This is a genomic window from Leptospira terpstrae serovar Hualin str. LT 11-33 = ATCC 700639, assembly GCF_000332495.1.
Lineage (GTDB): Bacteria > Spirochaetota > Leptospiria > Leptospirales > Leptospiraceae > Leptospira_A > Leptospira_A terpstrae.
In genome coordinates this window covers 329,858-355,071 of record NZ_AOGW02000010.1, presented here as the reverse complement: position 1 = coordinate 355,071, position 25,214 = coordinate 329,858, and the positions used below count along the sequence as shown (strand labels likewise).

General features: G+C 39.9%; 20 protein-coding genes. 11 read left to right on the top strand and 9 right to left on the bottom strand.

Going from position 1 to position 25,214, the window contains the following annotated elements; translation table 11 throughout:
- Positions 1-18 precede the first annotated feature (18 nt).
- Together LEP1GSC203_RS10115 and LEP1GSC203_RS10110 are read right to left on the bottom strand one after the other, a co-directional pair.
- Positions 19-1,215, bottom strand: coding sequence for an IS481 family transposase (locus LEP1GSC203_RS10115; RefSeq protein WP_002973727.1), 1,197 nt, complete (start codon positions 1,213-1,215; stop codon positions 19-21).
- Between the two features lie 281 nt (positions 1,216-1,496).
- The gene (locus LEP1GSC203_RS10110; RefSeq protein ID WP_002974469.1) at positions 1,497-4,247 is read right to left on the bottom strand and encodes an adenylate/guanylate cyclase domain-containing protein; all 2,751 of its coding nucleotides are present in this window, start codon (positions 4,245-4,247) and stop codon (positions 1,497-1,499) included.
- A 50-nt stretch (positions 4,248-4,297) separates the two neighbouring features.
- Here LEP1GSC203_RS10110 and LEP1GSC203_RS10105 point away from each other — a divergent pair, with 50 nt between their 5' ends.
- Positions 4,298-5,068: an exodeoxyribonuclease III gene (locus LEP1GSC203_RS10105; RefSeq protein WP_002974274.1), complete on the top strand. Its 771-nt coding sequence runs from the start codon at positions 4,298-4,300 to the stop codon at positions 5,066-5,068.
- A 32-nt stretch (positions 5,069-5,100) separates the two neighbouring features.
- A complete protein-coding gene (locus LEP1GSC203_RS10100; protein WP_002974132.1) occupies positions 5,101-6,072 on the top strand; it encodes an NDR1/HIN1-like protein in 972 nt (323 codons plus the stop codon).
- A gap of 10 nt (positions 6,073-6,082) precedes the next feature.
- On the opposite strand, the gene LEP1GSC203_RS10095 is transcribed toward LEP1GSC203_RS10100, so the two are convergent.
- Both LEP1GSC203_RS10095 and mgtE read right to left on the bottom strand, forming a co-directional pair.
- Positions 6,083-6,718: an LA_2219 family laminin/E-cadherin/plasminogen-binding protein gene (locus LEP1GSC203_RS10095; protein ID WP_039937719.1), complete on the bottom strand. Its 636-nt coding sequence runs from the start codon at positions 6,716-6,718 to the stop codon at positions 6,083-6,085.
- A gap of 63 nt (positions 6,719-6,781) precedes the next feature.
- On the bottom strand, positions 6,782-8,185 hold the full coding sequence (gene mgtE / locus LEP1GSC203_RS10090) for a magnesium transporter (protein ID WP_002973839.1): 1,404 nt from the start codon (positions 8,183-8,185) through the stop codon (positions 6,782-6,784).
- 65 nt (positions 8,186-8,250) lie between these two features.
- Between mgtE and LEP1GSC203_RS10085 the strand changes: the two genes are divergently transcribed.
- From LEP1GSC203_RS10085 to LEP1GSC203_RS10075, 3 genes are read left to right on the top strand one after another with little or no spacing between them, the layout of a single operon-like run.
- A complete protein-coding gene (locus LEP1GSC203_RS10085; protein WP_002973956.1) occupies positions 8,251-8,943 on the top strand; it encodes a hypothetical protein in 693 nt (230 codons plus the stop codon).
- Positions 8,933-9,979, top strand: coding sequence for an OmpA/MotB family protein (locus LEP1GSC203_RS10080; RefSeq protein ID WP_002974316.1), 1,047 nt, complete (start codon positions 8,933-8,935; stop codon positions 9,977-9,979). Before LEP1GSC203_RS10085 ends, LEP1GSC203_RS10080 begins: the two co-directional genes overlap by 11 nt.
- Positions 9,972-10,928 carry a cation diffusion facilitator family transporter gene (locus tag LEP1GSC203_RS10075; protein ID WP_039937716.1) on the top strand — a complete coding sequence of 319 codons (957 nt, stop codon included), beginning with the start codon at positions 9,972-9,974 and terminating at the stop codon, positions 10,926-10,928. Before LEP1GSC203_RS10080 ends, LEP1GSC203_RS10075 begins: the two co-directional genes overlap by 8 nt.
- Here the strand turns inward: LEP1GSC203_RS10075 and LEP1GSC203_RS10070 are convergent.
- A complete protein-coding gene (locus tag LEP1GSC203_RS10070; RefSeq protein WP_002974547.1) occupies positions 10,925-11,971 on the bottom strand; it encodes a hypothetical protein in 1,047 nt (348 codons plus the stop codon). The two genes, LEP1GSC203_RS10075 and LEP1GSC203_RS10070, sit on opposite strands and share 4 nt — an antisense overlap.
- 6 nt (positions 11,972-11,977) lie before the next feature.
- Positions 11,978-14,869 (bottom strand): excinuclease ABC subunit UvrA, encoded by a 2,892-nt coding sequence (gene uvrA, locus LEP1GSC203_RS10065; protein ID WP_039937714.1) that lies wholly within the window; start codon positions 14,867-14,869, stop codon positions 11,978-11,980.
- A 40-nt stretch (positions 14,870-14,909) separates the two neighbouring features.
- Here uvrA and LEP1GSC203_RS10060 point away from each other — a divergent pair, with 40 nt between their 5' ends.
- Positions 14,910-16,544 (top strand): S49 family peptidase, encoded by a 1,635-nt coding sequence (locus tag LEP1GSC203_RS10060; RefSeq protein WP_002973979.1) that lies wholly within the window; start codon positions 14,910-14,912, stop codon positions 16,542-16,544.
- Positions 16,545-16,560: 16 nt separating this feature from the next.
- Here the strand turns inward: LEP1GSC203_RS10060 and LEP1GSC203_RS10055 are convergent, their stop codons facing one another.
- Together LEP1GSC203_RS10055 and LEP1GSC203_RS10050 are read right to left on the bottom strand one after the other, a co-directional pair.
- Entirely contained in the window at positions 16,561-17,568 is a 1,008-nt protein-coding gene (locus LEP1GSC203_RS10055; protein ID WP_002974174.1) for an L-threonylcarbamoyladenylate synthase, read from the bottom strand.
- Between the two features lies 1 nt (position 17,569).
- The gene (locus LEP1GSC203_RS10050; RefSeq protein ID WP_002974203.1) at positions 17,570-19,141 is read right to left on the bottom strand and encodes a glycosyl hydrolase family 18 protein; all 1,572 of its coding nucleotides are present in this window, start codon (positions 19,139-19,141) and stop codon (positions 17,570-17,572) included.
- A 145-nt stretch (positions 19,142-19,286) separates the two neighbouring features.
- On the opposite strand from LEP1GSC203_RS10050, the gene LEP1GSC203_RS10045 reads away from it, so the two are divergent.
- Complete coding sequence (locus LEP1GSC203_RS10045) at positions 19,287-19,997, top strand: queuosine precursor transporter (protein WP_002974083.1); 711 nt, start codon at positions 19,287-19,289, stop codon at positions 19,995-19,997.
- Between the two features lie 7 nt (positions 19,998-20,004).
- On the top strand, positions 20,005-20,775 hold the full coding sequence (locus LEP1GSC203_RS10040; RefSeq protein ID WP_002974528.1) for a glycerophosphodiester phosphodiesterase: 771 nt from the start codon (positions 20,005-20,007) through the stop codon (positions 20,773-20,775).
- Here LEP1GSC203_RS10040 and LEP1GSC203_RS10035 read toward each other — a convergent pair.
- Positions 20,754-21,122 carry a hypothetical protein gene (locus LEP1GSC203_RS10035; RefSeq protein ID WP_002974212.1) on the bottom strand — a complete coding sequence of 123 codons (369 nt, stop codon included), beginning with the start codon at positions 21,120-21,122 and terminating at the stop codon, positions 20,754-20,756. The two genes, LEP1GSC203_RS10040 and LEP1GSC203_RS10035, sit on opposite strands and share 22 nt — an antisense overlap.
- Positions 21,123-21,168: 46 nt before the next feature.
- On the opposite strand from LEP1GSC203_RS10035, the gene LEP1GSC203_RS10030 reads away from it, so the two are divergent.
- Genes LEP1GSC203_RS10030 through hisC form a run of 3 tightly spaced genes read left to right on the top strand, consistent with a single transcriptional unit; the run spans position 21,169 to position 25,160 of the window.
- The gene (locus LEP1GSC203_RS10030) at positions 21,169-22,527 is read left to right on the top strand and encodes a hypothetical protein (RefSeq protein WP_002974268.1); all 1,359 of its coding nucleotides are present in this window, start codon (positions 21,169-21,171) and stop codon (positions 22,525-22,527) included.
- A gap of 17 nt (positions 22,528-22,544) precedes the next feature.
- Complete coding sequence (locus tag LEP1GSC203_RS10025) at positions 22,545-24,062, top strand: 2-isopropylmalate synthase (RefSeq protein ID WP_002973891.1); 1,518 nt, start codon at positions 22,545-22,547, stop codon at positions 24,060-24,062.
- Between the two features lie 30 nt (positions 24,063-24,092).
- Entirely contained in the window at positions 24,093-25,160 is a 1,068-nt protein-coding gene (gene hisC, locus LEP1GSC203_RS10020) for a histidinol-phosphate transaminase (RefSeq protein ID WP_232225864.1), read from the top strand.
- The last annotated feature ends 54 nt before the right edge of the window (positions 25,161-25,214 follow it).

Sequence of the window (25,214 nt, the reverse complement as noted above, 5' to 3'; positions counted from 1 at the left end):
ACTTTACATAAAGATGCATTAAAATCCTGATTCAGACGGTAATGAGGATTGCATTGGATTTTTAAAATGCAACAACTTTCCCGTATACAAATCGATCACACCAAGGCTAACTCCATAAAAATGAATCTTTACATGCCTGTCCGAGATTTCCTCTAAACCAACTTCTTCATCTGCTAACGCGGAAGATAGAAAGATCCGATGGCCTTCAATATGAAGATTCCCTATGTCATTGATTTCTCCAATCATGATGTTTGTTGGATAAGAAGCTTTTACAATCCGTTTTGGGAATTTCCTTTTCGACTTTTGGTAATGGTTAGCAGGAAAAGAATTTTGAATTCCTTCATGTGGTCTTAGGTAATTGAATTCTTTCTGAAAATCTCGAAATGCTTTTTGTTGTGTCTCTAAGCTAGACCTTGGAGGCAAAGCCGTTTCTTCCTTTAAGGTTTTATGCATTCTTTCATGCCTACCATTTTGTTGTGGTTTGCCTGGTTCAATCCTCTCCAACTTGATTCCCAGTTTGATCCACCAAACAGAAAGTTTACTAAGTCCTGCAAGTGCATTCGAAGCAAATGGTGTTCCATTATCAGTGCGGATGGCAAGTGGCATCCCATAGAGTTTAAATAACTTCATAAATTCATTGATTACATTGGTTGTATCTGCCTTAGGAACAATCTCACAACAGAGTAAAAACCGGCTATAGGCATCTGTGACAGTAAAAGGAGTGCATCTTTTTCCATCCCCAACGGTGAAATGACCTTTAAAATCAGCGCACCAAATATCATTGGGGCCGAGTGCATTGGAGAATGGTTGTTCGCTGCATTGCTTACGGATCCTTCTTTTTGGTGGATTAATGAGGTTATTTTGTTTGAGAATACGACCTACTGTACTTGGATGTGGCCATTTTTGAATCATATGAAACCGAGCCGAAAGTGATGCTAGGAGTTTTCTTGCTCCCCACCTGGGATGGTCTTTTCTCTCTTGTAAGATCAGTTCAATGATTTTCTTTCGAGTTTGGTGTGGATGGTGTTTCGGTCTTCGGCTTTTGTCTTTTAACCCATCGATCCCATAAAGCTCATATTGTTCTAAGTATTTATACCCTGTCACTCGACTGATATTGAATTCATGACAAAGGTCAGTGAGAGACCACCCACCACGTTTCCAAGCGACAACAAATTTCATTCTTTCTTCAAACACGTTTGTCTCCTTCCAAGCCATGACACACTCCTGGTGTGTACATCGTGTTCTGAATCGAAGAATTAAATTCTTGTTTGTAAAGGATGTTGTGAGATCAATTTGTAAGGGATGAAACTAGTACAGACCGTCGTTGTATTTCCGAAGAACAGTTTTATTTTTGAAAGTAATGACTCCGATCGTAGGACCGGCAGCATCATTAAAACGATAGTTTAAATTTCTATGAAGAAGAAATGAGAATACAAGAATGAGCAACAACAGTGCTGAAACTACAAATCTTGTATCGTTTAACCATCTCATAAACTTTACTTATGTGTCCTTGTAAACACACCATCCCAATGATTACCAGGAGGGTTTATTTTGTATTCTTCGCAGCGTTCAATCAACATATGACTAGACTTGTCTTTACTTCCTTTGGCATTTTCTGAATCCGTAAAAAGTTTGATCGCCAAACTCCAATTTTGCTCTAAATAAGCCTTAAATCCTGATTCATAAATTTCAGCAGCTTCGATTTGATTTGCAGTTACCATCGATCGGTATCCAACCAGTTCGTGAATTTTTACGGGTTCCGTTTTTCCCTTCACTCTTACCAGATCCAAATACCTAGTTACCATTTCTCCTTGGATAGGATCACGAATGGGATCTGTAATGAGGATATTTACCCCGTAGTCCTTACCTGCTGCTTCAAGCCTTGCTGCAAGGTTGACTGTATCTCCCATCATGGTGTATGAAGCGAGTGCATCTGTTCCCATAAAGCCAACCTTAGCTGGTCCTGAGTTGAGTCCTATCCTTGCATCCATCACTTGTGCTTCTTTGGAATATAGATTATTTTTTGTCCAATATTCACGTAACTCACCGAGTTTCATGACCATGTCTACACTGGCACGTGCAGCTTTTAATTCATGGTCTAAAACAGGAACTGGTGCATTAAAGATTCCGACAATAGCATCCCCAATGTATTTATCCAAAACACCTTCGTGTTTTTTAAGAAGAAGGGTCATAGCAGATAAGTATTCATTCAAAAGGGCTGCTAAATCTGCTGATTTTAATTGTTCCGAGATAGTAGAAAAACTAGCGACATCGGAAAAAAATGCTGTAATGAGAGTTTCTGATCCTCGTTTTAAGGCAGCTAGATCCACCATGGCTTCTTGTACCACAACAGGATCAATCATACTCCCAAGAATGTTTTTAACCTTTTCCCTTTCTTCCAAACCTGCACCCATATCAATGAAGTATTTGGTAAGAAGTCCCACTTCGTCTTGGGTAGTTGGTTTGATCCCAATTTTAAAATTCCCTTTTGCGATCTCTAAAGTAGCAGTCAGAAGTTGTAAAACGGGTTTTGTTATTGTTTTGGAAAAGAAAAATACAAAAATAAGGGCCGAACACAATCCAATTCCGGCAATATAAAGGTTTGTTTTTTGACTTTTATAAACATCAGCAAAAGCTTTTTCTTCCGATACAATGGTGATTACACCTGCATCGGCAAATCCAATCTTTTGAAAAGAACCTAAATAAGACCCGCCCAGTTCCTCATCTACATAACTCATCTGTCCTGTATTCGGAGCACTGGTTAACATAGATTTAACGATTGGCATGGAAGCAAGGTCTGTCGCAGCAAGAACCAAATCTTCTTTAGGATGGGCAAGAGCCGTTCCATTTCCATTCACCATAAAAGTTGTTTCAATTCCCTTTTTGGAAAAGGCACCTATGATTTTGTTTAGCTTAACAATCATCACAAGGGCATTGTCAAGCTCCCCATTTTCAGAAGTAGGAATGGCAATTGCAAAAGACGGTTCTTGGAATCCGGGACTAGAATTTAATAATACTGCTTGTCCGTTAAATGCTTCCGCGAGAGCATCTCGATTTCTGTTTACCACTGCATGAAAGTCTTCTTCGGTAACCGAACTTTTTTTCAGTTCTTCCTCATTAAATACTTCGCGCTTCATGATTAAGGTATTTTCTTTTTTTTCGAAAATTCCTAAGTAAATAAACTCCTTATCGTTTTGAAAAAAAGTTTTGATAAGAAGTCTTCTTTCTGCTTCAGGAAGTCCTTGAGTTGTCAGTGTAATGGCAATTTGGCGACCTTTTTCCACGACTCCTAAAATATCTGACTTTACCTTAGAACCAATAATTTCGGCTATCCTTATGTTATTGTCGCGTAACTGAAGTTCTATAGACCTTTTGAAATAGAAAGAAGCAAAGAAAATAATTACAGAAACAGATAAAGCAAAAAGAAAACTAATCACTCCCATCATTTTTAATTGAAGGGAAAACTTTGTATTTGCCGTATTATCTAACGAGTGTATTTCGGGAATATCCTTTGGATCGGCCGGTTTTGATTCTGGTGCCAAATCTGTTTTTACTGACTCAGTCACCGGATCTTCTGATTCTGAAAAAGAGGATTCAATTAAATCATAAGGATGATTCGGAGATTCTTCTTCAGGAGAAATTTCTTCTCTTTCTTCATAGACCAATTCCGAATTCACTTCCTCAAAATGAACTTCTGAATCATTAGCAGAAACTAACACGGCTTCTCTTTCTTTTTTTCGACCAGATTTTCCCACAAATTCTAAAGGGGGATGGCTCAAAGTTGCTTTTTTCGAAATAGGTAGGCTGGAAACAGTAGAGTCTGCAACAGAACTTGTTTTTCCTGTTAGACCAAATTTATGAGTGATGCGATCGGGTGAAACTTTGTCATCCCATAGGTATTCTAAACGAGCGAATACAGAACGGGCTTCCAACTCCATTCCTTTCGGAAGCAAAACATATATTGTTTTGCCTTCCCCTAACTTAGATAATTCGGAAGCCAAATACTTGTTTGTTGGTATATTATGAATGGAAACAAAAGGAAATTCGATTCGATTGGTGTCTGTCGGAATTCCCCAGAGAGGAGGCCCAAAACGGAACTCCAATTCCCCGGCACGCCGAGTCTGGAAGAATATAGTGATCCCCTCGTTCCAATCCCAAGTTTCTAAACTACCGGGAGATTCATCCCAGAGTAAAAACGAGAGTTTGGACGTTCGGAGGAACGGAATTTCTGCGGAAATTTCAATCATACCTTTTTTAATATCGACTTATTACGCCATACAATCGATCTCAATTCTAGATGAAAATCATTACGTTAAATTGCAACGGAATTCGTTCCAGTTTGAGCAAAGGTTTGCTCGATTTTATCTGTCAGGAAAATCCTGACATTATTTGTTTCCAAGAAACAAAGGCCCCTGTGACAGAAATTGACAAAAAAGAATTTCGAGATCTGGGATACGAAGTGCATACTTGTTTGGCAGACAAACCTGGTTACAGTGGAACTGCCATTCTTACCAAACAGAAACCAAAATCAGTAGCGATCGGTTTTGGAGATGGGATCTATTCCTCGGAAGGTAGATCCATTCTTCTCGAATATAATGATTTTTATCTTTGGAATCTCTACTTTCCCTCCGGAACAAGCGGTGAGGAACGCCAAAAAGTAAAATATCAGTTTTTAGATACCTTTTTCGAACTAGCAAAACCCTATATTAAGAAGAAAAAACCTCTGGTTGTTTGTGGAGATGTGAATATTGCTCATACTGATTTGGATATCCACAACCCCAAAGGAAACCAAAAAAGCTCTGGGTTTCTGCCGGAAGAAAGAGCTTGGGTTTCTAAGTTTTTGGATTTAGGTTTTGTCGATTGCTTTCGGATTTTGCAACCGGAGATTCGAGATGAATACTCCTGGTGGACCTACCGCTTCCAAGCAAGGAAAAATAACAAGGGTTGGAGGATAGATTACTTTTTTATTACAAAATCTACCAAATACAAAATCGAATCGGTTTATATCGCAAAAGAACCTGTTCTTTCTGACCATGCTCCTGTAGTGATGAAAATCCAATTCACTTGACAAAGTATTTCATTCAGGAAAGAATTTTTTAGATGAAATTGGCACTTCCTTTTTTAACAGCTCTTCTATCTCTTCAGTGTTCTGTACTCGGTGTGATTCAGGATAAAATTCCTTTGCCCGCTTTTGAATTCGATTCTTTATCCATCAAAAGTATCACCTTTACTGACATCACTTTGAATGTTGTGACATCGGTAGAAAATCCTTATCCAGTTTCTATCCCCAGTTCCTTACTCGATATGGATATTAAAATTGAAGGATTAAAACTTTCCCAAATTAAAACGGATCTAGGTGCCATCGAAGGGAAAAAAACAAAACAACTTCCCCTGGAAGTCAAACTTAAGTATACGGACTTACTTAATCTTTATAAAAAATTTCCAAACAAACCATTGTTAGAAGTCAGTGCAGAGGGAAATATGAAAGTTCCCATTCCAAAACAATGGCAACTACTCGGCAAAGATTCTCTTTCTTTCCCTTTTGTAAAAAAAAGAGAAATACCTGCTATCCTTCCCAATGTAGAAATTCAAAATTTCAAAATTCTTATGCCAACAGAAGCGGACATCTTAAGTGCATCCAATACAGACGCACTGGCTGATACAGCGACTGGATTTTTAAAAGGTCTTTTGGGTGGAACAAAACAACCTGCGACATCTGCCGCCAAAGCGGGATTAGCTGGTTTAAAATTGGATTTGAATACCGAGTTTGATTTTATATTTTCTAACCAAGCAGCTTCTAATTTAAATTTAACCGGACTTACTTATGATTTAGATTTAGCGGGCGAAAAGTTTTTAAATGGAACCCCAAAAGAAATTTTGAACTCTGGAAAAACTTCCACAGTAAAGGTGGCGACAAAATTTCCCATCACATCAATTAGTTCCTCACTTTACAAAACCATCCAATCAAAATCGGCACAATTTGATTTAAAGGGAGATTCTGGACTGAAAGTCCCTGCGGTCGCAGAAACCATTCCATTCCAATATGAAAAACATGGAAACTTTAAGTGGTAACTTGGTAGCTCTATTTTTTCTTTTGTAACATCTGTTTGATTTCGTCTCTTGTCTTGCCAGGATAGAGGCGAATTTGGTAACTAATCAAAAACTTAGTGACGATTGGTGTTCCATCCTTACTCGAATGTTCGTAATTGAAACGAGAAGCATCATTTTGGATGATCTTTGCTATGTCGTTGATTCTAGGGACACGGCGGTCGAAAGCAATAGATTCTAATTTTCCTGTAATCGTATTGAGTCCAATGGTGATCATTCCATCATCCACAAAACTGAGGAGGTCAAACTTCTTCATTTCTTCTTTTGAAAGTTCATCCCCACCTGCATCTGGTTTTCTACGAATTTTATCGGTATGGCGTATTTGGCGCACCTGGTAGGAATCTGAGGCAATATAAACACGAAAAATTTCAGTAGGAAGGTCACTTTTCTTTTGAAAGAAAGGAATTTCTCCCGTATGGTTTTGTATTTCTTCCCCTCTTTCGTTTAAAATGATTTCTCCTTCTCCCCCTGGTGGTGGAAGTAAATCTTTTATGGGAAGGATTTCCTGAGTGGTTTCTGCATTGGTAGTTGTGCTCGTTTGTTGTGCCGATTGGCAATGGATCAGAAGGAAAAAGGAAAGAGCGGATAAAAACAAATGCAAGAATTTCATTTCGACATCAGTATTTGGTGATTTCTCTCTAGTGGCAAGAATTTAAAATCGAAGGGGCAATCCCTAAATTAAATATTTTGCAAAGACTGTGGCAAGTCCGAGGAAAAAGAAAAACCCACAAACGTCAGTGGTTGCTGTCACAAAAATGGAAGAAGCAATCGCAGGATCCACTCGCATGGCCTTTAAAACAATCGGAACAAGAGATCCAGTGAGGGAAGCCACAATCATATTCACAAACATAGCGGTTCCGACGACTAAACCTAAAACTAGGTTTCCTTTCACAAAAAAAATCATACAGCCTGTAACGGTTCCAAGGACAAGCCCATTAAGAACACCTATCGTACACTCTTTTCGAACGGCTTCCCACCAATTAGAAAAAGAAAGATCTCCCGTTGCAATATTTCGGATAACAACTGTTACCGACTGAGTTCCTGCATTCCCACCTAAACCTGCAACAATCGGCATCAGTGTTGCCAGAACCACAATTTGAGAAATGGTATCTTCAAAAAAAGCAACCACAGTGGAGCTGACAAAGGCAGTAAGTAAATTCACATTGAGCCAAATGATCCGGCGTTTTACCGATTGTAAAATGGGCGTGGATAACCTTTCATCCTCTGATACCCCGGCCATGAGAAGGATATCTTCAGAAGCCTCTTCCTCAACGATTTCTAAAACATCGTCGACTGTAATGCGGCCAATGATCCGCCCCAAATCATCGGTCACAGCGGCACTAACTAAGTCATACTTTTTGAAAGTATTGGCAACCTCTTCCTGATCGACATCATAATGAAACGCAAAGACTGAGAAGTTCGTAATTTTTGCGACCTTCGTATTGATCGGTGTAAGGAATAAATCTTTTAGAGGAATGAATCCTTCCAAAACTCCGTCTTCATCGGTTACATAAACTTGGTAGATATCTTCGATTTCTTTGGCTTTTTTACGAACGTTGATGATCCCTTTACGAACATTGTCCGTAATGGAAACGGTGGCAAAGTCCTTGGACATGAGCCTTCCTGCGGAGTATTCACGAAACCCCAACTGAGAACGAATTTCGAAACTGTCTGCTTTGCTTAAATTTGCTAAAACTAACTCTCGTTTGGCGCTTGGTAAATAAGAAAGTAAATAAGTAGTTTCATCGGTTTCGATATGATCTAAAGTGTTCGAGATCTCATCGACTGAAAGTTCTTCTAAAAAAGACTCGAGAGTCTCTTCTTCCATTTTGATTAGGGAATATGCTTGGTCTTCTTTCGGAAGGAGGCGAAATAGGTATAATTCTTCTTCTCTTTCTAGGTCACGAAATAAAGTAACGATGTCGGCAGGGTGAGCCCCATCGAGCATTTCTTTTAGTTGTTTGGAGTCCTCAAGTGTAATGAGGTTTTTGATCTGGCTGACAAACTCATCATAGGAATCGCTGTCTCTATCGATTTTGATACGGAATTCGGACTCTTTCTTTCTTTCTTCTTCCATAAATCAGCGGATTTCCTGAAATTTGCAATTGACGGTTATGTCACGTGGAGCATAGGCTATATCCTATGTCGGCACGAGTTCGAATTTTGAAAACGAATCTTTTTCTTCTACTTGTTTTTTCCCAATGTGTTCTCTTCGAACCCAAAATCAGCAAGGTTCCAGATGCCTATGTCCGTGATGAGGTCATGAATGCAGAGCAGAAAAACGCCACAAGAGTCCTAACAGATAAAATCATCAAACTCAACAACGAAGTCTCGGCCCAAAGAAAGGTGAACACTCTCACTGGCCAAGCCATCAAAATCTCACAAGCCAAAGTGACAAAACATAATTCCCAAAGAGATTTAGCTCGTGCCAAAGAAACCTACTTTGTTCTGAAAGAAGATGCAAACTCCTCCAAACGGTATCTAGAAGAAAGCCAAGGTCATGAATTAGAGCGCGCCAAAGAAGAAACCAGATACAAAACTTGGGTCCAAAAAGAAAAAGAAGACAAAGCCTATTTGGAAATGAAAGAAGCAGCCCTTGGAGAACTCATCGCCGAACTCGAATTAGTTCGCTCTGAAATTGCCGTTAAATTCCAAGAATCGCAAGGAAAAACTCCCGCTGATCCAGAATACATCAAAAAAGAAATTTATGAAACACAGTATGCGGAAAAAAAATCTGACGCTCGCCGCCGTGTTTCCGACTGGGAAAGGGTCAAAACGGAAGCTCCCAGTTTACCCAAGGTCAATTTAGAGGATAGTTTTGATGATGCGAAGTAAACAAAGTTGCCTTAGCTTTCTACTTCTAACCCTTGTTTTTGTTTCTGGACTTTCTGCAGACTGGGTTTATTTTCCATATGAATACAACCAAATTTACAAAGAAAAATATGCTTTGGAATTGGAACTCGCAGACATCCGTAAACAGCACCAAAACGAACTGAACCGTTTAGAAGAAGAAAAAAAAGAACTTCAAACCCAAAACCGCAATCTTACGGAAGATTTGGAACTTGAAAAAAGAAACCGAGCCAAAGAACAAGACGAGTATTCCGATAGGATGCGCGATAACGATATGCGTCTTCGTAGTTTAGAAAAAAAAGGCACAGACAAAGAACGCCTGCTTGCGGATGAAAATCGCAAACGAGAAGAAAAAGACAGGGCAGATTTGGAGGCACTCAAGAAAAAACTAGAAGACAGAGAACGGGAATGCCTTCAGAAAGAACAAAAACTTCGCGAAAATTATGAATCCAAAATGGATGAATTAAAAGAAAGGATTCACAATTTAGAAGAGGAACTCGCAAATCTCCGTAAACTAACCAAAGAACAAAAAAGAGAGTTAGAACGGCTTGCCGAACAAACAAAAGAGTTTGAAGAAAAGTTAGCCAAAGAAATCACTTCCGGTCAAATTCGTCTCAAACGTTTTCATAACAAACTTATCATCAATATCGATGATAAAATTTCCTTTGATAGTGGTTCCTCCGAACTAAAACCAGCCATCCTTCCCGCCATTGAAAAAATTCGGGATATCTTAGCTGCTTATCCAGAAAATTACATTGTGGTAGAAGGTCATACTGACAATGTCCCAATCAAAACAAAATTTAGAAACAACTGGCATCTCTCCAGCGAACGTGCATTATCTGTTTTGGATTATATGTTAGTGAATAAAAATTTAAATCCAAAAAACTTTTCCAGTGCTGGTTATGGTGAGTTCCAGCCCATTGTTCCCAATACATCCAAGGAAAACAAAGCACTCAACCGCCGAGTGGACATTGTGGTTGTTCCAAGAGCCACTGGCACACTTAACACAAATCATGAGTAAACCAAGACCGAAACGTTCGCGCTTGGTTTTATTCTTAAGCCTATCTGGAATTCTTTCTTTATGTATTTTTTTTATTGAATGGGTTGGTTCTAAGGAAAGCGGAAGCCTAGCACTTTTTGCCGATGCAGGCCATATCATCACCGATGTATTTGCTCATATCATCTCTCTTTTTGCCCTTCTCATTGCTTCCAAAAAAGCCACTGAAAAATATCCCTTTGGGTTTCACAGGTTTGAGGTACTGGCGGCCCTGTTTAATGGTCTTCTGCTTATCGGAATGGCAGTGTTTATCCTGTATGAAAGTTACATCAGGTTTTCAGGATCTCCCCATGTAGAAGCTGATTCAATGTTGGCCTATTCCTTAATCGGATTTGGGATCAATTTAGTTTCTGCAGGACTATTAGTTGGTGTTAGTAAAACCAGTCTCAATTTAAAATCAGCTTACCTCCATGTTCTTAGTGACTTATTAGGAACTTTAGCGGTGGTCATTGGGGCTCTCATCATTCGGTTCACTGGATACAGGGAAGTTGACAGTTTACTCAGCATCATCCTTGGAATTTTTATTTTAAAAACCTCTTATGGGATCGTAAAAGAATCAATTGAAATTCTCATCGAAGCAGACACAAGTGAATTCGACAAAGCCCATTTATTAGAACACATCCAAGCCTTAAAGGGAATCGAATCAGTTTCCCAAATTACAGTTAGAAAACTTACATCTGGTGTGTTTTCGATAGAACTACAAATTTTTGTGAAAACCGATGCAGACAGAGATACAATCGTATTAGAAATTCATAAAGTCTTAAAGTCAGAATTTGGTGTTCCCTTTGTATCGGTTGAGATTCTATCCTCCTCCTTGAAAGGAAAACTCGAAGAAATTACTTTGCGTGAAACAGAACGAGAGTTCGGCCATCACGGTCATAGTCATGGGCATGCCCACGACCACCATCACTAGAGATTTCTATTTTTCTTTTGGACTAAGTAATTAGTAAAAGAATCTTCCCAAACAAAGAGTTGGTAGTCGGGATCTATAGACGAAAGTTCTTTGGGAGTGGAGAGATTCCAGACTGATGTGAGTGCAAGAAGTAAGGCATCCGTAGGATAAGGAAATCCAGAAAGTAAAAAATCCCCACTGGGATTCCCTTGGCAATCCGAAAGAAAGGATTCCCTCCATTCCATTAGTTTCTCTCGTTCCTTTGCCACTGTTTGGTATTCGAATGATATCTTTTTCGTTTTACCGATGAGTAAAGAAACCAAAGACAAAAGTTCTTTTAGTCTTAGTTCCATTCCCAAGTTTCCATAATTTTCCAAAACCAAGTCCTTGTCCGTAATGGAATATTCGCATAACGATAGTTTTAGATGACTTACTTCTTTGGTAAACTCAGTAAAAAAAGTTTCTTCTTTCCATACAGAATTTGTCCTACGGGCTATTTCCCTTTCTCTTTTCACTTGGTACACGGGATTTGTAAGCCCCTGCTTGGTGACCCAGAAAATCACATCCGCCTCTCCCCCATTAGTGATAAAGGATTTGGTTCCCGATAAGAATCCATTTTCTAAATTCGAACTTAACTTTCGAAGTTTCCCTTCCCATCCTGGTTCACTCACCCCGACTGCATAAATGATTGTGTGTTTAGGATTACGAAAGCCTTCCCAGAGAGAAGCCGGAGTTTGGAATTGATTCTCCGAGCATTCAGAAGCAAAATCTAAATTTTCATTCAGTAGGCAATTTTTTTGGAGTAGGATTCCTCCCGCCACATTCACTTCCACCATACAGGAAAGGGCAAGAGATACCCCTACCGGTTCTTCTGCTAAAATGGAAAGTTTCTTTTGAAAATCTAAATAAGACGAAAGTCCAAAAAGAAAATCGTAAAACCCTTCTTTAATGAGAATTGGTTTCCAACTCCGGTAAAAACCTGTTTCCTCCCCACCCGTATCCTTCGGATAAGAAGAACCTGGGGAACTATATTTTAAAATCAAATTCTCTGGACTTTCCGCCACAACAAACTACTTAATTTTCTTTTTTGAATATTTCAAATCGAGTTCTTTCTCTTCTTCTAGAACTTTTTTTAGATACTGGCCAGTAAACGAGCGTTTTACGGTTACCACTTCTTCGGGAGTTCCTGTAGCAATGACCTCACCACCACCGTCCCCACCCTCAGGACCAATATCGATGATATGGTCTGCCGCTTTAATCACATCTAAGTTGTGTTCGATGATGACCATAGAATTGCCTTTGTCCACAAGGACTTGCAAAACAGAAAGCAACCTCTCGATGTCTTCAAAATGAAGTCCCGTTGTCGGTTCGTCCAAAATATAAAGTGTTTTTCCCGTTGGTCTTTTAGAAAGTTCGGTAGAAAGTTTAATTCTTTGTGCTTCTCCACCAGAGAAGGTGGTAGCCGCTTGTCCAAGTTTGATATAACCAAGACCCACATCCATTAAAGTGTCTAACTTACGTTTTAGGTTTGGAATTTTTTCGAAAAAAACAACGGCTTCTTCAATGGTCATATCCAAGATGTCTGCGATATTTTTTCCCTTGTATTTGACTTCTAAAGTTTCTCGGTTGTAACGTTTCCCTTTACAGACTTCACATTCCACATAAATGTCAGGAAGAAAATGCATCTCAATTTTTAAGATTCCATCTCCCTCACATTTTTCGCAACGACCCCCAGCCACATTAAAACTAAATCTGCCGGGGCCATATCCTCTCACTTTTGCCTCTTCCAGTCCACTATACAAGTCCCTAACAAAGGTAAACAAACCAGTGTAAGTTGCTGGATTGGATCGAGGAGTCCGACCAATGGCCGACTGGTCAATGTTTATCACCTTATCAATTTGATCTTTGCCTAGAATCTTTTTATGTTTTCCAGGAATGAGTTTCATACCCATTACAGAACTTGCGAGTTCCTTATAAAGAATTTCATTGATGAGAGTGGATTTTCCAGAGCCAGAGACACCAGTAACAACAGTTAGCGTTCCAAGAGGGATCGAAACTTCGATATTCTTTAAATTGTTATGGGTAGCTCCCGTAATTTTTAAGAATTTTCCATTCCCCACCCGCCTTGTTTTCGGCATGGGAATCCTTCTTTCTCCCGAAAGGAATTTTCCTGTAACAGAATGTTTGTCTTTTTTGATTTGGTCTGGTGTTCCAAAGGCAACAATCTCTCCCCCATGCACCCCAGCACCAGGACCCATATCCACAATGAAATCGGCCTCTTCCATAGTTTCTTTATCATGTTCCACCACAAGCACAGTATTGCCAAGGTTACGCAGTCCTTTTAAGGTTTGGACTAGTTTGGTATTGTCTCTTTGGTGGAGTCCGATCGATGGTTCATCCAAAATGTATAAAACGCCCATTAGGCGAGAACCAATTTGTGTGGCGAGTCGTATCCTCTGCATCTCACCACCAGACAAAGTTCCCGCAGATCGGCTAAGGTTTAAATACCCAACACCAACATCGTTTAGGAAGTGCAAACGTTGGAGGATTTCTTTCAAAATCGGTTTGGAAATAGTATCTTCTGCGCCTTTGTATTCTGAAGATTTCGTAAACTCTAAAGCTTTTTCAATGGAATAACCAGTATAAGCATCAATTCCGATTCCTTGGACTTTCACTGCTAATGCTTCCGGTCGTAGACGCCTTCCATGGCATTCATCACAATCATGGTTTGTCATAAAGGATTCAAACCACTGGCGCATAGAATCTGATTTGGTTTCTTTATAACGACGTTTGAGGTTTGGAATCACACCTTCATAGTTTTTGGAAAATTCATAATGAGAATTGGCACCACGAAAATCATAATCAATATGGATAGATGAATCTCCATGCAAAATGGTGTTTCTCACTTTATCCGGTAAATCTTTCCAGGCAGTATTTAAGTTAAATTTCAGTTTTTTGGATAACGCTTGTATGGTGGCCATGTACCAATAGGAATTGGATTTGGAACCTCCCCAGGCTTCAATACAACCTTCGGCAAGGGATGCTTCTCTATCAGTCACAAGAAGTGATTCATCAAACTCAAGAAGGGCACCTAGGCCATCACAATTAGAACAAGCACCAAAAGGCGAATTGAAGGAAAATAGTCTTGGTGTGAGTTCAGGGATACTCACATCATCGCATTTAGGACAGGAAAGTTTTTGTGAATACAGGTGGTCTTTTTCTCCATCTTCCACAACCACAATTCCATCCGCTGTTTTTAGCGCTGTTTCCACAGAATCCGACAACCTGGATTGGATTCCCGGTTTCATCACAATCCGATCCACTACAATATCAATATCTGCTTTGAAGTTTTTCTTTAAGGGAATTTCATCCTCTAAAGAATAAACTTCTCCGTTCACTCGAACCCGATTGTATCCTTCCTTTTTATACCGCTCCAAAACCTCTCGGTGTTCTCCTTTTTTCCCTTGAATGACGGGGGCCATAATTTGGAGTTTGGTTCCTTCCGGAAATAAATTGATTCTATCTGTGATTTGGTCTACAGAAAGGCTAGAAATGGCAGTTCCACATTTGGGGCAATGGGGTTTCCCCACTCTGGCATATAACAGCCGTAAATAATCATAAATTTCAGTGACTGTTCCCACCGTTGAACGCGGGTTTCTGTGGGTTGTTTTTTGTTCTATGGAGATGGCAGGACTCAGTCCCTCAATTTGGTCCACTTCTGGTTTTTCCATTTGCCCGAGGAATTGGCGAGCATAACTGGAAAGTGATTCCACATACCTCCTTTGTCCCTCAGCATAAATGGTATCAAAAGCTAGGGAGGACTTCCCCGATCCAGAAAGTCCGGTGATGACCACAAGTTTGTCTCTTGGGATATCAAGGTTTACGTTTTTGAGGTTATGTTCTCGAGCGCCGCGAATACGAATAAAGGAATCCACATCGGATAGCTTGTTTTCCTCTTTCATTCTGGAAAGAATTTTAAGAAATGACGGAAGAGGTTCGCCCGTGTTTCGCATTCTTTTTTTGATACTTTTTTTGCCCTTTCGCCTTCTGTATCAGTTATACCTACGTCTAAGCCTTGTTTTTCAATCAGGCCGAGAGGTCTATGAACTGGAATTTCCGGCAGTTTTTGAAGATTCTTACAAGTCTTACTTAGTGAAAAAATTACAAGGGAAGGAAGAAACAGTCACTAGACTCGAACTTCTTTGTCTACTCAAACTCATCCAAAAGAATGGAAAGATAAAAACTCTCGATATTTCACTGCCTCCCCTCGAATGGACCCTTTCGGAATTTTATGAAGTGAGAAACCAACTCATTGCCATAAGAAACTCCGGTAAAAAATTGAGAATTTTTGCCAAAGAAGGTGGTGTGGGAACCCTCCTTTTACTCACAGCAGCGAGCGAGTGTTACTTAGCACCTGAATCCGAATTTATGGTTTTATTACCGAGCGCCGAACCAATGTTTTTTGGGAAATTTTTAAAAACCTGGGGAATTGAAGTCCAGGCTTTTGCTTCCGGGCCATACAAATCCTTTGCCGAAAGTTTTACCCGGGGTGAGTTTTCCAAAGAAGCTAGAAAAAATCTCGAAACTTTAGTTTTAGACTTACGAAAAGTTATCCTTACCGCACTCACGAATGGAAATAAATCTTTAGAACCAATTTTTTATAGGCCCATGCTTTCTGCAGATGAACTTCTGTCAGCTGGGATAATCCATGGAATCAAATCGGAAACAGAATTTTTTTCCGCAGATAGAAAAGTTTTTTCAGGCAATTACCCATCTCTTCATCATGCGATCAAAGAATTTAAAATCATACCCAAAAGAAAAGCAGAAGTCGTTGTCCTCCCTTTAGAAGGAGGAATTTCTGGCGGTGATTTTTTACATAAACATAGAGAAAATGGAAAGATCGAAGCTTTCTCTCTCATTCCTAACTTAAAGGCCCTTTCGGAAGACAAAAAGATTAAAGCAGTGATTTTAGAAATCTCATCCCCCGGTGGTTCTGCCTTTTATTCAGAACAAATCCACCAAGAGATTTTAGAATTAAAAAAAACTAAAATAGTCACAGCTTATTTTAAAGATACTGTTGCGAGCGGTGGGTATTACCTAGGTTCTGCGGTGGATCATATCACAGCCTCTCCCGTTTGTATCACAGGATCCATTGGAGCGGTTAGCATTCGGGCCAATTTGCAAAAATTATACAAAAAGTTTCAATTGAATAAGGAAGCTGTTGGTTTTTATCCTTTCCGAGACATCCATTCAGAATTCCAGCCTCTTTCCAAACAAAGTGTTCAGTATCTCGAATCTCAAATCAAAAAAATTGAAGGTTTGTTTTACAGACGTGTGGCCGAGGGAAGAAAAATTCCTCTAGAAAATCTTCCTAAAATTGGGATGGGGAGAGTGTATTTACCAACTGTGGAAAATCGAATTGTGGATTCTCTGGGTGGACTATTAGATGCAATCCATGAAGTAAAAGAAAGGTTAGGTGGGATACCCATTGTTCTTACCGAAGAACTTCCTGCTTACAATTTAAAAAACAAAATACCCATTCTTGGTGGACTGATTGCAGAGCTAAAGGTTTTAGAATCTTTAAACGAAGTTTCCCTACTTTCTCCCATTCGTTTGGATTGGAAAAATAGAAGGTAAATTTAAATTCCAATCTTTAAACGCTGGATGCCTTTTCCAGTCGGTTGCGAAGTCCTTCAGAACCTATTCCTTCTTTGGGAAGTTCGCAAAAGATGGTTTGGATGCCGGATAAATCACAAGATTCAAAAAACGCATAGAGCTTAGACGCATACTCCTCGTTAGAGGTAACTTTGCAGAAATGATCAAATTCGCTTAATGGTTGTTTTCCGATCTTTTGTTTCTTTTTTTCACCTTCCTTCCCGTCAAAAGAGAATCCAATCCAAGCGGTGGTTTTGGATTCACTCATAGTATTTAAACTAAAAATAAACTCATCCGTAGAAGCTAAAATCACACGGGCAGTCGGTGCATAGTGTTTGTATTTGGTTCCGGGGCTTAATGGAACGGATAACAATTCATTTCTTGTATAAGGATCGGGAACTACTAGGTCAGGGAGAATGGTGAGAAGTTCCTTTGACTCAATGGATCCGGGCCTAAGGAGGACTGGAGTTTTGGAAACAAGGGAGACTACCGTGGATTCAATTCCAAAACTTGGCTCTTCCGCCAGAAGGATACCATCCACAACGCCTTCAAAATAACGCTTCACATCCGTTAGTTTGGTTAAAGAAGGTCTTCCCGATAGATTTGCCGAAGGGGCAGAAATAGGGCCCCCTGAAAGTTTGATCCATTCCCGAACCACGGGACTTTTGGGGATTCTGACGGCAAGAGTATCTAGTTCTTTTGGAAAGAGCGATTTGTCTTTTTTAGGAAGGATCAAAGTGAGGGGTCCCGGCGAAAACCTTTCCAATAACACCCTACCCATATCCCCTAACTCACAAACGGCGGCAATGGAATCAATGGAATCAAAATGTGCGATGAGAGGATTGTCTTTCGGTCGGCCTTTGATTTCATAAACCCTAAGGCAGGCTTTTTCTGACTTGGTGGAGGCACCAATTCCATACACCGTTTCTGTGGGAAAAATAACGACCTTTCCCTCTTGGATGAGGTTCGCAAGCAAACGTACATCCGAAGAGATTAAGGTTTCCATTTTAAAACTTTTTTGTTTTGATTTTGGATTTTGAATCTGATACTTTCAAAGATTCTTTCGAATCACTCAAAGGTAGAGTCGTTTCTTCTTTAGGTTCTTCTTCCTCTTTTGCTTTTTCCACTGCAGGAAGTTGGCCTTGTACAAGTTTACTTAAGTAAACGTTAATTTCTGGATCATTGTCTGTGACCAGTTGCCAAAAAGAAAATCCACCCAAATCATATTTACGAAGTAAGGTCATTTTTTCTTCAAAGGCTTTCCGGTTCATATAAAAAGCCACTCGGTCACAACCCCCACTGGTATACCAAAGAGAAGGATCTTCATAAGCACGATTTTTATGGATGTCAGAAAACTTAGATAAGTTTCTCCAACTAGCCACTTTGTTTTCTTCATTTAAGATACGATTGATGTCTGTAGGCTGGCGATTTTTATGAGCGCCTGCTTTGATCCTTTGCGCATCAGAATGATAAATTGCTTTTGCAGAAGACTTACAATTGAGTGCCCAGTCGTATCCATAAGTAGGAATGGCCATATAGAGTTTCTGTGTAGGCACTCTTTTTTTGGCATAGGTAATGATTTCTTTTAACCAAACATTGGGAGCTTGGGGACCAGGGCCTGGGTTATGGTACTTCCGCGGGTGGAGTTCATAAGCCATAATTTTCACACGGTCTGCATGTTTTGCAAGGAAAGCATAATCATGTGTAGTCGGACCTCTCCAGTTTTCACGAAAATCGAGGACAATGGGTTTGGATAGACCACGACAATTGAGTTCTTTCTTTTTACTTTTTTCAGCAGGAGTTTTTGGATGAACCGCAACAGAAATGAGTTTTCCTTTTTTATGAACTTCCCGAGCAAGAAGTGCAAAAAACTCTTCGAACTTTTCTTTTTTGTCGCAGGACATTCCTTCATAATCAATATCAATTCCATCGTAACCATAAGTCATAATTTCATTGACGATGACTTGGATATGGTGGTCACGAATGTCGTTTCTGCCACCCATCCCAATATTTTCTTGGATTTTTTCTTTTGGATTTTCCCAACGAAAGATGGTAGGAATGATTTTTACTTTTGGGTTTAAGGCACGGAGTTCTTGGACTCGTTCTTTCTTAGAAGTGCTAGACCAACTAGAAATCAATTCTCCATTATTAGAAAGCCCCCCTTTCATTGTATAAATGAAGGGATGGATTTCATTGTAGAGATGGACTGTTTTTTTCATCGCAGTCCAATCAGTAGACCAAGCAGAAGAACGGAAGGTAACGTTTTCATCAGGAACAAAGTTTGGTAATTCTGCCGATTCTTCCACAGTTTGAGTCGTTTGGGACTCGGTGTTTTCTTTTGTTTCCATTTCAGATGGAGTGCCAAGAGAGGGAGTGGAAGCTTCCACCACACTCGGGTTGGCATTTCCTGTTTTGGGACTGTCTTTCAAAACAAGGGCAGTGCCACTTGTTTGAATTAAATTCATTCCTAAATAAAAGGAGATGGCGGATAAAAAGACCCAAGAGGCAAATAATAAGGAATATTTAGCTGCATTAGACAGCGGATGTTTCGGAGAGGAAGGGATTTGGGATTCGGACATATATTTCTTCTAGTATGATTATCGAACGCGGAAGTAAAAAAGAGTAGAGAATAATAAAACCACGCAAGAACCTATTTCTCATCCCATGATTTTTTAGGAGGGATTCTCTCCTAGTCTAAATTAAAAGGAAAGGAAAAAGAAATCTATGCATGTTCTCAAACAAAAACCGGTCATTCTGTATACGGTTCTTCTCAGTTTTTTTCTCACCTTTCTTTTGCTTGCGGAACTGACTGGTAGTAAATTATTTTTTGCCTTCGGATTTACGATGACCATGGGGGTGATCCCATTTCCTGTGACTTTTATCATCACAGACCTACTAAACGAATACTATGGAAGAAAAGTTGTCAGAGCCACAACCTTTCTCGGTATGATCATGATAGGGTTTGCCTATTTACTCATAGTAGTCGACATTCAAATTCCAGCAAGTCCCGAATCTCCGATTGATGATGTCTCCTTTGAACGAGTGTTTGCCAACTCGGGGCTTGTGATATTAGGTTCCATCATCGCCTACATGATTGGCCAGATGATTGACCTTCATACCTTCCATTTCCTAAGGAAAAAAACAGCGGGAAAACACATTTGGCTTCGGGCCACAGGTTCCACCATCATCTCCCAACTCATTGATTCGTATGTGGTAATCTTCATTGCCCTCGGAAAATACCATCCCGTATCAAAACTCATTGCCATTGCCAACACTAACTTTCTTTATAAAATGGGAGTGGCCATTCTCATCACTCCACTTCTCTATGCCATCCATATCTACATAGATCGTTATTTGGGAGAAAATTTAAAACAACAGATGTTCCGTTCGGCAATGGAAGAAGAAGGTTTGGAATCAACAATCCAACCAGGGTAAAATTGAGATGAACCAGCCAAGAATCGAAAGACTAAAATCCATTTTAGGAAAATCTCCTGCCAATATTGGACATAGGGGCGCGAGAGGACTCGCTCCTGAAAACACACTTGTCTCCTTTCTTGTCGGTTCTGAATCCACAAACTATTTTGAATTGGACACCATGCTTTGCGGCTCAGGGGAACTTGTGGTCATCCATGATTTCACTGTGGACCGCACTACAGACGGAAAAGGAAAAGTGGCAGATTACAAATACCGTGCTCTTGCCGAATTAGATGCAGGAAGTTTTTTTGAAGAAGCTTTTGAAGGAGAACAAATTCCCACACTTGCTCAAGTCATCCAAACCCTTCCCGAGAATACTGTTTTTGATATCGAAATGAAAAGTGAGGGCAAAAAAGAAGAGAGGCAAGCACTTGCCTCGGCCCTTGTCAAACTGATTCGAAAATACAAACTTACCAATCGGATTTGGGTGAGTAGTTTTGATTGGGATCTTGTGGATCTCATCCGAAAAGAAGAACCCGAAGTGTTACGTGGTCTCTTGATTGAAAAAGGAGATTCGCTAAACAAAAGTTATACAGATTTTGAACCAGATTTAATCCTTCCTCACTTATCTGCTTGTACAAAGGAATTTGTCCAAGGACTTAAGGAAAAGTCCTTACTTGTCATTCCCTATACTACCAATACAGAAGAAGAATGGAACTCTTTACTCGAGGTGGGAGTGGCAGGTCTGATCACAGACTACCCCGACCGTTTGGCTTCTTATTTAGAATCACGAAAATAAATCCAGATCCAATTTCCCCAAAGATCTTCATAGAGAGAATAAGGTTTTTCTGGATGAGACTGGTTAACCCTTAGAGAAGAAAATAGGGGGTGATTTTTGATAGAAGGGTCACATAGTAAGGTTATAGTTCCTGGACGCACCGGACAATGTTCCGTAGCTTTCGAAAAAACCAAACATTCCCCGGATTCCAATTTCAATTCAGAATGACCAAAACTTTCTTTTAGGACAGTCCCCCCTAAAAACGATAGGTAAAATCGTAGAGGGATCGTAGTATTCTCTCCACCGTCTAAATTGACAGAGAAAAACTGAAGAAAGGTTGAATCCATGTTTTTGTTTTCGTTTCTCATACAAAAATCTTACTTCGTAATGTTTAGGTTCCTTCTTTAGAATCATATGTCGATCCAATCCCCAACGAGATTTTCTTTTTTTCTATTTTTTTTGCTCTCAGGATTCATTAACTTCCTGTTATGCGAAACGATCTATTTTGAACCCATTTATGCGGCAGACAACCTCTACCTTCCTTTACTAATAAAGGATTTAGTTTCGAAACAGGGGATCTTTCACTGGTATTTACCTCCCTCTCCCTATTTTTTTCCAGACCTATTTTTAAATTTGATCCTCTATCCTTTTGTTCCTTTTTTATACCTTCCTTCCCTCTATGGAACCTTACAAATGTTTTTGGTGCTTTTGGGAATAGGTGTTTTGATTACTAAGTATGTTTCCAAAAAAGCGGCACTTCCATTTCTCTACTGTTTTGAACTTCTATTTATCTTATTATCTCTATGTGGACATTGGTTAGGGGATGATCCTCTTCCTTTCGTTTATTTTCTTTCTCAAGCACACCATAGCACAGGATTTTTTTTCTCACTCCTACTTGCTCTATACCTATATTCTTTGTTAAACGAACGTGAGAAGGAGCAGAACAAAATCAATTCATTCCAATTCCTCCCGCTCCCCTATACTTTATTGTTTTTCTTTAGTTTTTCCCTTCTGTATCTTTCAGATCGATTTTCCTTTTCCGTGGGGGCTCTCTCGTTTTTTGTAGTTCGAATTTGGGACTCGCGGCTACCATTTTCGATGCGAATCTCTTACTTTCAAACGAAACGATTTTGGATTTTGACTCTGCTTTTCCTTTTCATAAACGAACTCGTATTTTTCTATTTGAAACAGATCTTTCAAATTCCAGGAAGTTTCCAAATTTTTGGGAATTACTTGTCAAACCAAACATTAGAAAGTTTGATTCCCCTTTCTCTTTCCTATTTCTGGGACTTTGGAAAACATATCTACTACCAAGGAAAATCAATTCTCTTCTTATTCGTTTGTCTTGGTTTTTGTTTCCACCGGTTCCCCAATCTAATCCGCCATTTGATTCTAGTGTTTTTTCCTGTCCTTCTGGGGCTCCTTCTCATTGTCGGGAGGTTCACCTACCTCCATCCTTATCCCATTCGGTATTTATTTCCCCTCTGGTTCTTTTGTTTGTTTGGAATCACTTGGGTAATCTCTTCCTTAGGCCAAAGGACTCCTCCCTGGTTTTTAATCGGATCCTTACTTACAATCCTCTTCCTAATTTTTTCCTTTCCTTTTTCCAGATCGGAGGTTCATTCCCGGTTATCGTCTGTAACAGAAAAGCGAGTTTCCTATGATTTGGAAAAACCTATCCGATTTTGGAGCCAAGGCAAACAAACCCCCATCCCCATTCGCAAAGACGGGAAACCCTACCATTGGATCACAGGTGCATTCCATACTCCTTGACAGAGTCAGGGGAACCTATGATCTGGAAGGAGATGGAAGATTACGTACGCATATTTGATACTACTTTAAGAGACGGGGAGCAGTGCCCTGGGGCTGCCATGAGCGAAGATGAAAAGGTTGAAATTGCCCAACACCTCGCTCGTATGAAAGTGGATATCATCGAAGCAGGATTCCCTGTTTCTTCTCCCGTACAATTCAAAGCAGTAGAAAGGATCGCTCGTGAAATTGAAGGACCCATCATCTGCGGACTTTCTCGCGCACTCCGTCCCGACTTAGAAGCAGCACGCGACGCACTCAAACCTGCTAAACTCAAACGAATTCATACCTTCATTGCCTCCTCTCCCATCCATATGAAACACAAATTGGGTAAGTCTCCAACAGAAGTTTTGGAAATGGCAAGGGCCGCTGTAAAGATGGCAAGAGACTTTGTTACCGACGTAGAATTTTCACCAGAAGATGCCACTCGTTCCGAATGGAACTTCTTACGCGAGTTAGTCGAAGCGGTAATCGAAGAAGGGGCTACCACCATAAACATTCCGGATACTGTTGGTTATACAACTCCACAAGAATATATGGATTTGTTTCGTTACCTAAAAAAAGAAGTGAAAGGTGCTGACAAAGTAATTTTTTCAGCGCACTGCCATAATGATCTAGGTCTTGCTGTGGCAAACTCTCTCGCAACGGTGCTTGCGGGTGGTCGTCAAATTGAATGTACGATCAACGGGATCGGAGAACGTGCTGGAAACACAGCTATGGAAGAAGTGGTGATGGCTTTAAAAACAAGAAAAGATGCCTTTGGTGTGGAAACAAAAATTGATTCCACTCTCATCACACGCGGCTCTCATTTGGTAAAAACCACAACGGGTATGGTGGTCCAACCTAACAAAGCCATTGTGGGAGCCAATGCCTTCGCTCACGAATCAGGAATCCACCAAGACGGTGTGATCAAAAACAGACAAACCTATGAAATTATGACTCCCGAATCTGTGGGTCTTAAATCCAATCGTATGGTTCTTGGTCGCCACTCCGGAAGAGCGGGATTCAAAGATCGAATCATCCGTATGGGCTTTGATCCCAAACCAGAAGAGATTGACAATGCGTATAACCGATTCCTTGAAATTGCAGATAAAAAAAAGGAAGTTTTTGATGAAGACATTGCCGCTCTTTTCCAAGGGGAAATTAGTCGTGCCCAAGTCGATGAAACCTACCGCCTCATTTCCTTTGAACAAAATACAGGAACGAATAAAACTCCAGATTCAAAAATCTCTTTGTCGATCAAAGGGGAAACCAAACTGGGAGAAGCCCACGGAGATGGACCGGTTGATAGTATCTTTAAAGCCATAAACCAAGTGACGGGACTTTCTCCCCTCCTTTCTCGACTTGTGATTTCTCCTGTAACAGAAGGAACCGATGCTATGGCGGAAGCTTCAGTTACGTTAGAAGACGGGGAACGCCGAGTGGTGGGCAAAGGGGATTCCACAGATATCATTGAAGCCTGTGCAAAAGCCTATATCAATGCCCTAAATCGGTTATAAACCATGACCAGTCCCACTTCAAAATTTTCTATGGAATCTTTGGTAAGAAAGGAATTGCTCGCTTTTAAGCCCTATACACCAGGCGAACAACCAGGTCTTACCACCTCTACTATCAAACTCAATACCAATGAAAACCCCTACCCACCTTCTCCCAAAATCAAAGAAGCCGTAGAAAAAGTTTTACAAACAGGTGTTTTACGAAAGTATCCAAACTACCATGCAAGAAAATTGCAGGAATTAATCGCTAAGGATTATGATTTGGATCCCAACCAAATTTTAGTAACCAATGGTTCTGATGAAGCCTTACGAATGTTATTCCATACACTTGTGGGACCTGGGGACGTGGTGGTCGCACCAGATCCAACTTATTCCTATTATCCTGTGCTTACAGAACAAATGATGGTAGGAGCCATATACAAAGCGGTTCCCGTTCTTCCCAATTTACATTTTGATTTTGAATCTTTACTTAAGGAAAAAGGAAAATTACTTTGTTTTGCTCATCCCAATGCACCAACAGGAGTTGAGGAAGAAAAAAAAGATCTTTTAAACTTAGTAAAAAATTTTCCCGGTCTTGTACTTTCTGATGAAGCCTACATTGATTTCACAGAACCTAACACAAGCTTACTTTCCGAAATTAAAAACTATCCTAATCTTGTGGTATCCAGAACTTTTTCCAAATCCTATGCATTGGCAGGTCTTCGGGTTGGCTACTTAGTTGGTTCTTTAGAAGTAATCACTTGGATTCGTAAATTGAAAGATTCTTATAATGTGGGAATTTTAGAACAAGTGGTTGCGGAAGCTTCGTATGCAGACAAAGAGTATTTTTTAGAAAAACGTTCTCTAGTCATTTTGGAAAGGAACAAATTGAAAATTGAATTGGAATCCCTGGGGTTTTATATTCCTAACTCCTCTACTAATTTTTTATTTTGTAAACCAAAACAAGGAATTTCTCCTGAAAGTTTGTACCTTAAATTAAAAGAAAAAAACATTCTCATTCGTTATTTCTCTACAGGAATTTCGAAAGATTTCATACGAATCACCATTGGAACTCCGGAAGAAAACCAAAAATTATTAGAAACCATTCAAACCCTTTTATAAAAAGAAAACCCGAAAAACCTCAAAGGGCAAATCGGGTTTATGAAAAAAATTCCA

What these genes read in the sequence shown, in the direction of transcription:
- uvrA (WP_039937714.1), bottom strand. Translation starts at nt 14,869, where the DNA reads ATGAAAGAGGAAAACAAGCTATCCGATGTGGATTCCTTTATTCGTATT.
- LEP1GSC203_RS10035 (WP_002974212.1), bottom strand. Translation starts at nt 21,122, where the DNA reads ATGAGAAACGAAAACAAAAACATGGATTCAACCTTTCTTCAGTTTTTC.
- LEP1GSC203_RS10050 (WP_002974203.1), bottom strand. Translation starts at nt 19,141, where the DNA reads ATGTCCGAATCCCAAATCCCTTCCTCTCCGAAACATCCGCTGTCTAAT.
- LEP1GSC203_RS10100 (WP_002974132.1), top strand. Translation starts at nt 5,101, where the DNA reads ATGAAATTGGCACTTCCTTTTTTAACAGCTCTTCTATCTCTTCAGTGT.
- hisC (WP_232225864.1), top strand. Translation starts at nt 24,093, where the DNA reads ATGGAATCTTTGGTAAGAAAGGAATTGCTCGCTTTTAAGCCCTATACA.
- LEP1GSC203_RS10080 (WP_002974316.1), top strand. Translation starts at nt 8,933, where the DNA reads ATGCGAAGTAAACAAAGTTGCCTTAGCTTTCTACTTCTAACCCTTGTT.
- mgtE (WP_002973839.1), bottom strand. Translation starts at nt 8,185, where the DNA reads ATGGAAGAAGAAAGAAAGAAAGAGTCCGAATTCCGTATCAAAATCGAT.
- LEP1GSC203_RS10075 (WP_039937716.1), top strand. Translation starts at nt 9,972, where the DNA reads ATGAGTAAACCAAGACCGAAACGTTCGCGCTTGGTTTTATTCTTAAGC.
- LEP1GSC203_RS10115 (WP_002973727.1), bottom strand. Translation starts at nt 1,215, where the DNA reads ATGGCTTGGAAGGAGACAAACGTGTTTGAAGAAAGAATGAAATTTGTT.
- LEP1GSC203_RS10095 (WP_039937719.1), bottom strand. Translation starts at nt 6,718, where the DNA reads ATGAAATTCTTGCATTTGTTTTTATCCGCTCTTTCCTTTTTCCTTCTG.
- LEP1GSC203_RS10025 (WP_002973891.1), top strand. Translation starts at nt 22,545, where the DNA reads ATGATCTGGAAGGAGATGGAAGATTACGTACGCATATTTGATACTACT.
- LEP1GSC203_RS10105 (WP_002974274.1), top strand. Translation starts at nt 4,298, where the DNA reads ATGAAAATCATTACGTTAAATTGCAACGGAATTCGTTCCAGTTTGAGC.
- LEP1GSC203_RS10030 (WP_002974268.1), top strand. Translation starts at nt 21,169, where the DNA reads ATGTCGATCCAATCCCCAACGAGATTTTCTTTTTTTCTATTTTTTTTG.
- LEP1GSC203_RS10055 (WP_002974174.1), bottom strand. Translation starts at nt 17,568, where the DNA reads ATGGAAACCTTAATCTCTTCGGATGTACGTTTGCTTGCGAACCTCATC.
- LEP1GSC203_RS10110 (WP_002974469.1), bottom strand. Translation starts at nt 4,247, where the DNA reads ATGATTGAAATTTCCGCAGAAATTCCGTTCCTCCGAACGTCCAAACTC.
- LEP1GSC203_RS10045 (WP_002974083.1), top strand. Translation starts at nt 19,287, where the DNA reads ATGCATGTTCTCAAACAAAAACCGGTCATTCTGTATACGGTTCTTCTC.
- LEP1GSC203_RS10040 (WP_002974528.1), top strand. Translation starts at nt 20,005, where the DNA reads ATGAACCAGCCAAGAATCGAAAGACTAAAATCCATTTTAGGAAAATCT.
- LEP1GSC203_RS10085 (WP_002973956.1), top strand. Translation starts at nt 8,251, where the DNA reads ATGTCGGCACGAGTTCGAATTTTGAAAACGAATCTTTTTCTTCTACTT.